This window comes from Streptosporangium sp. NPDC003464 (genome assembly GCF_053588315.1).
The window spans coordinates 1-10,535 of sequence record NZ_JBSFPS010000321.1; the positions used below are offsets into that span (position 1 = coordinate 1).

Annotated in this window: 12 protein-coding genes; 8 read left to right on the forward strand and 4 right to left on the reverse strand. The window is 72.7% G+C overall.

The window, feature by feature from the left end:
* Positions 1 to 224, reverse strand: a 224-nt coding sequence (locus tag ACWDS7_RS42300; protein WP_451933871.1) for a response regulator, incomplete at its 3' end; no start/stop codon positions are given.
* A gap of 98 nt (positions 225 to 322) precedes the next feature.
* Here ACWDS7_RS42300 and ACWDS7_RS42305 point away from each other — a divergent pair.
* A complete protein-coding gene (locus ACWDS7_RS42305; RefSeq protein WP_451933872.1) occupies positions 323 to 766 on the forward strand; it encodes a hypothetical protein in 444 nt (147 codons plus the stop codon).
* A 176-nt stretch (positions 767 to 942) separates the two neighbouring features.
* On the opposite strand, the gene ACWDS7_RS42310 is transcribed toward ACWDS7_RS42305, so the two are convergent.
* Together ACWDS7_RS42310 and ACWDS7_RS42315 are read right to left on the reverse strand one after the other, a co-directional pair.
* Positions 943 to 1,611 (reverse strand): potassium channel family protein, encoded by a 669-nt coding sequence (locus ACWDS7_RS42310; protein WP_451933873.1) that lies wholly within the window; start codon positions 1,609 to 1,611, stop codon positions 943 to 945.
* A complete protein-coding gene (locus tag ACWDS7_RS42315; protein WP_451933874.1) occupies positions 1,604 to 2,944 on the reverse strand; it encodes a TrkH family potassium uptake protein in 1,341 nt (446 codons plus the stop codon). The genes ACWDS7_RS42310 and ACWDS7_RS42315 overlap by 8 nt, the downstream gene beginning before the upstream one ends.
* A 49-nt stretch (positions 2,945 to 2,993) precedes the next feature.
* On the opposite strand from ACWDS7_RS42315, the gene ACWDS7_RS42320 reads away from it, so the two are divergent.
* The 4 genes from ACWDS7_RS42320 to ACWDS7_RS42335 are packed head-to-tail and all read left to right on the forward strand — an operon-like array spanning position 2,994 to position 6,708.
* The gene (locus ACWDS7_RS42320) at positions 2,994 to 3,890 is read left to right on the forward strand and encodes an AAA family ATPase (protein ID WP_451933875.1); all 897 of its coding nucleotides are present in this window, start codon (positions 2,994 to 2,996) and stop codon (positions 3,888 to 3,890) included.
* Positions 3,874 to 4,995: a vWA domain-containing protein gene (locus tag ACWDS7_RS42325; protein WP_451933876.1), complete on the forward strand. Its 1,122-nt coding sequence runs from the start codon at positions 3,874 to 3,876 to the stop codon at positions 4,993 to 4,995. The genes ACWDS7_RS42320 and ACWDS7_RS42325 overlap by 17 nt, the downstream gene beginning before the upstream one ends.
* Positions 4,988 to 6,094: an XdhC family protein gene (locus tag ACWDS7_RS42330; protein ID WP_451933877.1), complete on the forward strand. Its 1,107-nt coding sequence runs from the start codon at positions 4,988 to 4,990 to the stop codon at positions 6,092 to 6,094. Before ACWDS7_RS42325 ends, ACWDS7_RS42330 begins: the two co-directional genes overlap by 8 nt.
* On the forward strand, positions 6,091 to 6,708 hold the full coding sequence (locus ACWDS7_RS42335; protein WP_451933878.1) for a nucleotidyltransferase family protein: 618 nt from the start codon (positions 6,091 to 6,093) through the stop codon (positions 6,706 to 6,708). Before ACWDS7_RS42330 ends, ACWDS7_RS42335 begins: the two co-directional genes overlap by 4 nt.
* Before the next feature lie 4 nt (positions 6,709 to 6,712).
* On the opposite strand, the gene ACWDS7_RS42340 is transcribed toward ACWDS7_RS42335, so the two are convergent.
* Positions 6,713 to 7,639 carry an endonuclease/exonuclease/phosphatase family protein gene (locus tag ACWDS7_RS42340; RefSeq protein ID WP_451933879.1) on the reverse strand — a complete coding sequence of 309 codons (927 nt, stop codon included), beginning with the start codon at positions 7,637 to 7,639 and terminating at the stop codon, positions 6,713 to 6,715.
* A gap of 171 nt (positions 7,640 to 7,810) precedes the next feature.
* Here ACWDS7_RS42340 and ACWDS7_RS42345 point away from each other — a divergent pair, with 171 nt between their 5' ends.
* The 3 genes from ACWDS7_RS42345 to ACWDS7_RS42355 all read left to right on the forward strand — a co-directional run bounded on the left by ACWDS7_RS42345 (position 7,811) and on the right by ACWDS7_RS42355 (position 10,477).
* Positions 7,811 to 8,851 (forward strand): LLM class F420-dependent oxidoreductase, encoded by a 1,041-nt coding sequence (locus ACWDS7_RS42345; RefSeq protein ID WP_451933880.1) that lies wholly within the window; start codon positions 7,811 to 7,813, stop codon positions 8,849 to 8,851.
* Between the two features lie 153 nt (positions 8,852 to 9,004).
* Positions 9,005 to 9,106 (forward strand): putative leader peptide, encoded by a 102-nt coding sequence (locus tag ACWDS7_RS42350; protein ID WP_370879592.1) that lies wholly within the window; start codon positions 9,005 to 9,007, stop codon positions 9,104 to 9,106.
* 78 nt (positions 9,107 to 9,184) lie between these two features.
* Complete coding sequence (locus tag ACWDS7_RS42355) at positions 9,185 to 10,477, forward strand: dicarboxylate/amino acid:cation symporter (protein WP_451933881.1); 1,293 nt, start codon at positions 9,185 to 9,187, stop codon at positions 10,475 to 10,477.
* The last annotated feature ends 58 nt before the right edge of the window (positions 10,478 to 10,535 follow it).

Below are 10,535 nucleotides of genomic sequence, written 5' to 3' on the forward strand. Positions count from 1 at the left end.
ACCGGGACGGCGCTCACGGCGCGCAGCATGCGCAGCACCTCGCAGCCGTCGAGGTCGGGCAGGCCCAGGTCGAGCACGACCAGGTCGGGCCGGTCTCCCACCGCGAGGGTGAGCCCCGGCATGCCCGCGGCGACCGACGTGACGGCGTGCCCGCGTTCGGTGAGCGCCCGGGTCAGCGCGGACCGGACCTGGGCGTCGTCCTCGACGAGGAGCACCTGTGCCACACCAACACGCTAACCTTTCCCCAATCGGCCGGCTGCGTTGACCACGTCGTGAGGCCCGCTTGGCGGGCCCTTAACGGCGCTGGTGAGACGTTTGTTCGGTGAACAGGCAGGCCCTGCTCGGCCTGGGGGGCTGGCTCGCCGCAGCCGCCCTCACCACGGTGGCCAGCACCTGGGCGGTGTCGCTGATCGGCGTCCACATCACCGGCCAGGTCGTCCAGCCCATGACGTTCAGCGAGGTCGAGCGGGCCCTGGTCAGCGCGACCGGCAACCCCGTCCTGGCCGCTCCCGCCCCGCCCGGCCGGGCCATGGCGACCAGGGAGTTCTCCTACGGCCAGGGGGCCGTCGTCACCGCCTGCGACGCGGGCCGGGCCGTCCTGCTGTCGTGGAGCCCCGCCCAGGGCTACGGCGTCGACAGGGTCGAGCGCGGCCCCGCGCCTGCCGTCTCGGTCGAGTTCACCTCCGGCGGCGAGAGCACGACGATCCGCGTCACCTGCCCGGCCGGCGCGCCGGCGGCGACGACCTGGTCCACCACCACCGACTGAGGTCTCCCGGACCGCCCGCGGACCGGGGCCTGCCGGCCGCGGACCCCGGGCGTTCTGGTCTGCCACCGCGGACCGGGGTCCTCCGGGGCCCGCCCGCGGACCGGGGCCTGCCGGCCGCAGACCCGGAGCGTCCTGGCCCGGCCGCCGCGGACCGGGCTCCGGACGCCCGGCGGAGCTCAGGTCTCCTCGGCGAACCGTTCGGCCCGGTCGGTCTCGCCCGCCACGAGCAGGATGTCGCCGCCGTTGACGACCGTGCCCGAGGTGGCGTAGGTGAACCTGCCGCCGGGCTTCTTGATCCCGACCACGGTCACCCCGTACTTCTTGCGGATGCCCAGCTCGCTCAGGGACCTGCCGTCCGCCCACTGGGGAGCCTTGGTCTTGACCAGGGCGTAGTCCTCGTCGACCTCCACGTAGTCGAGCATCCGGCCGGTGACCAGGTGCGCCACCCGCTCGCCCATGTCGTGCTCGGGCTGCACCACGTGGTGGGCGCCGACCCGCTCCAGGATCCGGCTGTGCTGCAGATTGATCGACTTCGCCCAGATGTCGGGCACGCCGAGGTCGGCCAGGATGGAGGTGGTCAGGATGCTCGCCTCGATGTCGTTGCCGATGCCGACCACCGCCCGGCCGAACTCGGCGATCCCCAGCTGGGTGAGCGCGTCGGGGTCGGTGGAGTCGGCGCAGACCACGTGGGTGAGCCGCCCGGAGAACTCCTGGACGTTCTTGGGGTCGCTGTCGACCCCCAGCACCTCGACGTCGCGGCCCGCCAGCTCCACCGCCAGCGCACCGCCGAACCGGCCCAGGCCGATCACCACGACCGCGTCGCCGCGGTTCTTCTTGTCAACCAACGAGGGGACGCTCCTCCGGATAGCGGAACCGACGGGTCTGGACGTGCAGCGCCAGCGCGGCGCCGAGGGTCACCGGGCCGAGCCGGCCGATGAACATCAGGGTCGTCAGGACCAGATGCCCGCTGGTGCCGACATCAGGGGTGATCCCCGTGGACAGGCCGACCGTGCCGAACGCGGAGACCACCTCGAACAGTACGCGGTCGAGCTTGAAGGGGGTGAGCATCATCATGACGAACGTGCCGGCGGCGACCGAGGCCACGCTGAGCAGGGCTATGGTCAGCGCCTGCCGCTGGAGCTGCTCGGGGACGCGGCGGCGCCCGGCCGTGACGTCGGGCTCGCCGCGGAGCTCGGCCAGGATGACGTAGGCGAGCAGCGCGAACGTCGTCACCTTGATGCCGCCGCCGGTGCTCGCGCTGCCCGCGCCGATGAACATCAGCACGTCGCTGATCAGCCAGGTGTTCTCGTGCATCTGGGAGACGTCGACGGAGTTCATGCCGCCGCTGCGGGTCATGGTGCTGTGGAAGAACCCGGCCATGACACGCAGGCCGGGGGAGAGCGCGCCCAGCGTGCCGGGGTTGTTCCACTCGGTCGCGGTGACGGCCAGGGTCCCACCGGTCAGCAGGACGGCGGTCATCCCCACAGTGATCTTCGCGTGCAGCGACCAGCGCGACGGGCGGCGCCAGTTCTGCCGGAGCACGGCGTAGACCGGGAAGCCGAGGCCCCCGGCGACCACCGTCAGTGCCAGCGGGAGGCAGATCCACGGATCGGTGACGAACCGCATCATGCTGTCGGGCCAGAGCGCGAACCCGGCGTTGGTGAACGCCGAGACCGCGTGGAAGATCCCGTAGTACACGGCGCGGCCGAGCGGCTCGCCGTACCCGGCGACGAAACGGACGGACAGGATCACGGCGGTCAGCGTCTCGACCACCAGCGTGACCTTGGCGACGCCCGCGATCACCCGGCGCACGTCGCCCGGCCCCAGTGTCTTGGTCTCGGCCTGGGTGTTGAGCCGGGCGCGCAGGCCGAGCCTGCCGGAGACGACCAACGCGAGGATCGAGGCGAGCGACATGATCCCGAAGCCGCCGATCTGCATCAGCACCAGGATCACCAGCTCGCCGAAGACCGTCCAGTGCGCCGCCGTGTCCTGCACGGCCAGTCCGGTGACGCAGACCGCCGAGGTCGCGGTGAACAGGGCGGAGGTCCACGTCCCCGCCCGGTCCTGCTCGACGGCGATGGGCAGCGACAGCAGCGCCGTGCCGCTGAGGACCACCGTGAGGAAGGCGACCACGACGACCCGTGAGGGCGTGTTGATCTGCCGGACCAGGTTCTTCACAGAGGGTGAGAATACGCTCATGTCGCACCTGCGGGCGTAGCCTGAGGTAGTGCTGAGGCGGACGATCGAGGCGTCGGAGGTGCAGTCGCCCGGGCAGTTGACGGAGCTGCTCGACCGGGAGGCTTACCTCGCCGACGAAGGGCTGGCCACGGCGGCGTTCCTCGCGCTGCGGATGGGCCGGCCGCTGCTGCTCGAAGGGGAGGCCGGCGTCGGCAAGACCGAGCTGGCCAGGATGCTGGCCGCGGTGCTGGGGGCGCCGCTGATCCGGCTGCAGTGCTACGAGGGGCTCGACGGTCCCCAGGTGCTCTACGACTGGGACTTCGCCCGCCAGCTCCTGCACCTGAAGGCCGCCGAGGCCGGCGGGGTGACCGACGCCGCCCGGCTGGAGGGGGAGGTCTACGACCGGCGGTTCCTGATCGCCCGGCCGCTGCTCAAGGCGGTCGAGACCCAGCCCAGCGTGCTGCTCATCGACGAGATAGACCGGGCCGACGTTGAGTTCGAGGCGATCCTGCTGGAGGTGCTCTCGGACTTCGCGATCTCCATCCCGGAGCTCGGCACGGTCCGCGCCGAGCGGCCGCCGGTGGTGGTGCTGACCTCCAACCGCACCCGCGAGGTGCACGACGCGCTGAAGCGGCGCTGCCTCTACCACTGGCTGGAGCACCCCTCCTTCGACCGCGAGGTGGCGATCCTGCTGCGGCGCCTGCCCGCCTGCTCCGAGACCCTCGCCGAGCAGGTCGCCAAGGCGGCCGTACGGCTGCGCGGGGCCGGGCTGGTCAAGCCGCCCGGGATAGCCGAGACCATCGACTGGACCGAGGCCCTGCTGACCCTGGGCGCCCGGGAGCTGGACCCCGATCTGGCCGCGGCCACTCTGGGCGCCCTGCTCAAGCACCGGGAGGACCACGAGACCGTGCTCGGGAACGGGATCTTCGGTGACCTCCGCCGCTGACGGCCCCGGCGGCGCGGGGACGGCACGGGACCTGGTCGCCGTCATGACCGGGTTCGCCAGGACGCTGCGCGCCGCGGGGGTCCCCGCCGACCACGAGAGGACCCAGGGCCTGCTGCGCGCGCTGTCGCACCTGGACGCCGCCGAGCCGCGCGACGTCTACTGGGCGGGCCGGTTCACCCTGTGCGCCTCGGCCGACGACCTGCCCCGCTACGACCGGGTCTTCCACGCCTACTTCGGCGGGCTGCGCGCGGGCCGCCCGAGACCGGCCGCGGTCACCGTCACCCGGCACATCGCCACCATGTCCGGCGGAGCGGACGACGGCGACGACAGTCCCGCCCCGGTGGCCAGCGCGAGCGCGGCGGAGGTGCTGCGCAACCGGGACGTGGCCAAGCTGACCGGGGCGGAGCTGGCGGAGGTGCACCGGCTGCTCGCCCTGTTCCGGGTGGGGCGTGAGCAGCGCAGGTCGCGGCGGCTGCGGCCGTCGCACCGGGGGCGGCTGGACAGCAGGGCGACGATCCGCGAGACCCTGCGGCGCGGCGGGGAGACCGCCAGGCTCCGCTACCGCTCGCACCGGACCAGGCCCCGCAGGGCCGTGCTGCTGGTGGACGTCAGCGGCTCCATGACCCCCTACGCCGACACGCTGCTCCGCCTGGCCCACGCGCTGGTCAGGTGCGAGCCGCGGGCCACCGAGGTGTTCAGCGCCGGCACCCGGCTCACCCGGCTCACCGCCGAGCTGCGCCACCGCGACCCGGCCACCGCGATGGACGCCGTCTCGCGCGCCATCCCCGACTGGAGCGGCGGCACCCGGCTGGGTGAGGAGCTCAGGAAGTTCCTGACGCTGAACGACGCCAGGGGAGCGGTGGTGGTGATCGCCTCCGACGGATGGGAGCGCGGCGACGTCTCGCTCCTCGGCGCGGAGATGGCCCGGCTGTCGCGGATGGCGCACCGGGTGATCTGGGTCAACCCCCACAAGGGGCAGGAGGGCTACCGCCCGCTCACCGCGGGGATGCGCGCGGCCCTGCCGTACATCGACGACTTCGTGGCCGGGCACAGCCTGGCCTCCTTCGAGGAACTGGCCGCCCTGCTGGGAGGGACGCATGCGTGACGTGCTGTCACAGATCGTACGGTGGTGGGAGTCCGGGCGGACCTTCGGGCTGGCCACCGTGGTGGACACCTTCCGCAGCGCGCCCCGGCCGCCGGGCGCGTCCATGGCCGTGCTGGGTGAGGAGGCGGAGGGCAGCGTCTCGGGCGGATGCGTCGAGGGGGCCGTCTACGAGCTGGCCCGGGAGGTGGTCGCCACCGGCACGCCGGTGCTGCAGCGGTACGGCGTGAGCGACGACGACGCCTTCTCGGCCGGTCTGACCTGTGGCGGCATCATCGACGTGTTCGTCGAGCCGGTCTCGCGCGAGACCTTCCCCGAGCTGGGGGCGGTCGCCGCGTCGATGCGGGAGCGCGAGCCGGTGGCGGTGGCGACCGTGCTGGCCGGGCCGGGCGCGGTCGGCGCCCGCAGGGTGGTCTGGCCGGACCGCTCCGCCGGCTCGCTGGGCGTGGCCCGGCTGGACGAGGCGGTGGACGACGACGCGCGGGGCATGCTCGCGCAGGGGCTCACCGGGGTCCGCCGGTACGGCTCGCACGGCGAGCGGCGGCTCGACGAGCTCTCGGTCTTCGTGCACTCCTTCGCCCCGCCGCCCCGGATGCTGGTCTTCGGCGCGATCGACTTCGCCGCCGCGGTGGCCCGGATCGGCAAGTTCCTCGGCTACCACGTGGTCGTGTGCGACGCCCGCCCGGTCTTCGCCACGGCCAAGCGCTTCCCGGAGGCCGACGAGGTGATCGTCAAGTGGCCGCACGACTACCTGACCTCGATCACCGTGGACGAGCGGACCGCGATCTGCGTGCTCACCCACGACCCCCGCTTCGACGTCCCGCTGCTGGAGGTGGCCCTGCGCACCCCGGCGGGCTACGTCGGCGCGATGGGCTCGCGCCGCACCCACGAGGACCGGCTGGCCCGGCTGCGCGAGGCGGGTCTGGAGGAGGCCGAGCTGAAACGGCTCCGCTCGCCGATCGGGCTGGACCTGGGCGCGCGGACGCCGGAGGAGACCGCGGTCTCCATCGTCGCCGAGCTGATCCAGCTCCGCTGGGGAGGTTCGGGGCAGCCCCTCACCGACGGCTCCGGCCGGATCCACGGTGACGGGCCGCAGGCGTGATCACGCGGGGGGAGGCCGCCGCGCGGGCGCCGGTCGCGGGGCTGCTGCTGGCGGCCGGCTCGGGCTCGCGGCTCGGCACGCCGAAGGCGCTGGTGGAGTTCGGCGGGGAGCGGCTGGTGGACCGCGGGGTCCGGCTGCTCCACGACGGCGGCTGCCACCCCGTGGTCGTCGTGCTCGGGGCCGCCACCGCGCAGGTGCGCGGGGCGGTGGCCGTACGGAATCCGGAGTGGCGCTCGGGGATGGGCTCCTCGCTGCGCGTGGGCCTGGACGCGCTCCCCGATGAGGTGCGGCACGTGGTGATCGCCCTGGTGGACCAGCCGTTCGTCGGCCCGGAGGCGGTGCGGCGGCTGATCCGGGCCGCCCGGGACGGCGCCTCGGTCGCCGTCGCCACCTACGGCGGGGCGCCGAGGAACCCGGTGCTGATCGCCAGGGAGCACTTCGCGGAGGTCGCCGCGCTCGCCACCGGCGACGTCGGCGCCCGGCCGTTCCTGCGGGCGCACCCCGAGCTGGTCGCCGGCGTGCCCTGCGACGACGCCGGCGACCCGGCCGACATCGACACCCCGGCGGACCTGTCCGCGCTGCGCGCGGCGGGGCGCCCGGCGCAGGCGCCGTGAGCTCTCAGGGGCGCGGCAGGGCCGCGCCGCCCGGCGGGTGCTCGCCCAGGCGCAGTGAGGCGACGGCGGCGCGGTGGTCGCTGCCGGCGGCCCGCTCGACACCGGCGCTGGTGGCGGTGAGGCCGCGGTAGAGGATGTGGTCGGGGCGGGTGACCGGGAAGGACGCCGGCCAGGTGAAGCCGAAGCCGGAGCCGGCCTCCTGCTGGGCGTCCGACAGCGGGGGCACCAGCCCGGCCCGCTTGCGGTCGGTGGTGGCGGTGTTGAGGTCGCCGAGCAGGAGCAGGCGCTCGCTGTCGTCCCTTTCGACGATCCTGCGGGCCCGGGTGAGGGTCTCGTCGCGCTGGGCCGTCATGCCGGGGCGGGCCGAGGCCAGGTGCATGACGTAGACGGTCAGCTCCCCCTTGGGGGTCTTGACCACGGCCCGCAGCGCCCGCACCCAGTCGAGGCCGATGTCCGCCTTGCGGGCCTCGACGATCGGGAAGCGGCTCCACAGGCCGACCGTGCTGATCTGGTAGTGGTGCGGGAAACGGGCGCTGAGCGCCTTGGCGGCCGGGCCGCCGCTGGTCAGCTCCTGCGCGGCGACCAGGTCCCGGCCCTTGGCGAGGGCCCGTACGGCCTGCCCCGAGGAGGCGTTGGTCACCCCCACGTTGAGCGTGGCCACCGACAGGTCGCTCGGCCCGCCCGGCGGGGTGCGCAGCACCGTGGGGCCGAACATGACCCCCCACACGGCGGCCGGGAGCAGCGCCGCGACGATCACCTGCCACGAGCGGGTGAACAGCGCCCCGACCAGCAGGACCGGTACGGCGACGCCGAGCCAGGGGAGCAGGCTCTCCAGCACGGGCGTGAACCCGCCCAGCTCCGGCAGGAGCCGGTGGCCGCCGAGGAGCAGGGCCAGCGCCCCCGCCACCACGATGATCGATCGTCTCAGCACACCACGCTCCCTCGTCCGGCGCCGGGGGCTTCCCCCGCCCCGAGATGCGTACGCTACCGGCCCCGCGCCGGGGGTGCGGGGCTTGGTGCTTCGGCGGTGAGTCGATAGCCTTCTCCCCGGAGAGAAACGGAACATCATTCGGTTTCGTCGGCGCGGAAGGACGGTCTCGGGATGCGTATCGGTATGGCCCTGAACTACTCGGGGGGCTTCAAGGAGACGGTGGCCGCGCTGGCCGACTACGAGAAGGCGGGTCTCGACATCGTCTTCGTCGCCGAGGCCTACAGCTTCGACGCGGTCAGCCAGATGGGCTACATCGCGGCCAGGACCGAGCGCCTGCAGATCGCCTCCGGCATCCTGCCGATCTACTCCCGCACGCCCACCCTGCTGGCCATGACCGCCGCGGGCATGGACTACGTCTCCGACGGCCGCTTCACCCTCGGCCTGGGCGCCTCTGGCCCCCAGGTCGTCGAGGGCTTCCACGGCGTGCCGTACACCGCCCCGCTGGGCCGCACCCGCGAGGTCGTCGAGATCTGCCGCCAGGTCTGGAGGCGTGAGCGCCTGACCTACGAGGGCAAGCACTACACCGTCCCGCTCCCCGCGGACCAGGGCACCGGCCTGGGCAAGCCCCTGAAGATCATCAATCACCCCGTCCGTGACCGCATCCCCATCGTGATCGCCGCCATCGGTCCCAAGAACGTCGAGCTCTCGGCGGAGCTGGCCGAGGGCTGGGAGCCGATCTTCTACATGCCGGAGAAGGCCGCCGCCGTCTGGGGCGCCTCGCTGGCCGCGGGCAAGGCCAGGCGCGACCCGGCCCTGGGGGAGCTGGACGTCATCGCCCAGGCGCCGCTGGCCATCGGCGACGACGTGTCGGACTGGCTGGAGCTGGGCCGCCCGATGGCCGCCCTCTACATCGGCGGCATGGGCGCCAAGGGCAAGAACTTCTACAACGACCTCGCCCGCCGCTACGGCTACGAGAAGGAGGCCGAGCAGATCCAGAACCTCTATCTCGACGGCAAGAAGGACGAGGCCGCCGCGCTCGTCCCACATGAACTGCTGGAGAAGATGTCCCTGATCGGCTCCGAGGGCCACGTCCGCGAGCGCCTCCAGGCGATGAAGGAGTCGGGCGTCACGACCGTCAACGTCGCCCCGCTCGGCCGTACGCACGAGGAGCGGGTCCGGCTCATCGAGAAGGTGAGGGATCTGGCGTCCTGACGCATCCCCGTGCGGGGGTCCCGGCTCCGCCGGGGCCCCCGTCGTCTTTCCGGCCGTGGTCTCCCGCCGGACCGGCCGGTCCCGAACGGGACTCCTCTCCGATTTGAAGTGTGATGTGCATCACACTTCAAATCGGAATATACGCATCAGACGATGATGTTGTACTCCGCCGTGAGGTTCTTCCCGGTGATCGTGTGGCTCGTCGAGCGGCTCCACGTCGACCTGTGCCGTCTCAGCAGCCAGCTCTGTCGCTGAACACCGCTCCCGTCTCCCCTTTCCTCACTCCGCATGTCCGTGTCCGCTCCGGCATGCCCTTCTACGGAGTCCCCGTTCATGAAGAGGTTCTCTTTCTCCCTGCAGTTGCTGCTGGGACTGGTGGTCGGCATAGCCCTCGGGTTCGTCGCCCGCGCCGGTGACGTCACCTGGCTCACCGCCACGCTGACCGAGGTCGGCAAGATCTTCGTCCAGCTCCTCAAACTCGCGGTCCCGCCGCTGGTCTTCACCGCGGTCGTCGTCAGCGTGGCCAACCTGCGCAACGTCAACGGAGCCGCCAGGCTCGCGGGCAAGACGCTGCTGTGGTTCCTGGCCACCTCGCTGATCGCCGTGGCCTTCGGCATCGGGCTCGGGCTGGTCCTCAACCCCGGGCAGGGCGTCAACATCGCCACCGAGGGCGCCAAGGCCGTGGACCTGGAAGGCGCCGGCACCTGGGTCGACTTCCTGACCGGCATCGTCCCGACCAACATCGTCACCGCCTTCACCGAGCTCAACGTCCTCCAGATCGTCTTCCTGGGAGTCGTCCTCGGCGCCGCCGCCATGGCCGTCGGGGAGAAGGCGGAGCCGTTCCTCGACTTCAGCCGCTCGGTCCTCGAACTGGTCCAGAAGGCCCTGTGGTGGGTCATCCGGCTGGCCCCGATCGGCACGGCCGGTCTCATCGGCAAGTCCGTGGCCAGCTATGGCTGGGACCTGCTCGCCCCGCTCGCCAAGCTCAGCGCGGGCGTCTACATCGGCTGCCTGCTGGTGCTCCTGGTGAGCTACCCGCTGCTGCTGGCCTTCGTCGGCAAGGTCAGCCCGATCACCTTCTACCGCAAGGCCTGGCCCGCCATCGAGCTGGCCTTCGTCTCCCGCTCCTCGGTCGGGACCATGCCGCTCACCCAGCGCGTCACCACCGAGCGCCTGGGCGTGGACCGCGACTACGCCTCCTTCGCGGTGCCGTTCGGCGCGACCACCAAGATGGACGGCTGCGCCGCGATCTACCCGGCGCTCGCCGCGATCTTCGTGGCCCAGGTGTTCGACATCCCGCTCGGGGTCGGCCAGTACCTGCTGATCGCGTTCGTCTCCGTGGTCGGCTCCGCCGCCACCGCCGGTCTCACCGGTGCGGTCGTGATGCTCACCCTGACCCTGAGCACGCTCGGCCTGCCCCTGGAGGGCGTCGGCCTGCTGCTGGCCATCGACCCGATCCTCGACATGATCCGCACCGCCACCAACGTGGCCGGGCAGCTCGTGGTGCCGGTCCTCGTGGCCCGCTCGGAGGGGAGGCTGGACGAGAGCGTCTTCAACGCCCCGCCGCAGCCGCTGGACGAGGCGCCGGCCGCGGTGCTGCGGGGCCCCGAGCCGGTCCCGGCCTGAGCCGTCCGCGGCCGGACGCCGAGCCTGTCCTGGCCTGAGCCGTCCGCGGCCGGGTGCC

What these genes read in the sequence shown, in the direction of transcription:
- ACWDS7_RS42330 (WP_451933877.1), top strand. Translation starts at nt 4,988, where the DNA reads ATGCGTGACGTGCTGTCACAGATCGTACGGTGGTGGGAGTCCGGGCGG.
- ACWDS7_RS42350 (WP_370879592.1), top strand. Translation starts at nt 9,005, where the DNA reads ATGATGTTGTACTCCGCCGTGAGGTTCTTCCCGGTGATCGTGTGGCTC.
- ACWDS7_RS42355 (WP_451933881.1), top strand. Translation starts at nt 9,185, where the DNA reads ATGAAGAGGTTCTCTTTCTCCCTGCAGTTGCTGCTGGGACTGGTGGTC.
- ACWDS7_RS42345 (WP_451933880.1), top strand. Translation starts at nt 7,811, where the DNA reads ATGCGTATCGGTATGGCCCTGAACTACTCGGGGGGCTTCAAGGAGACG.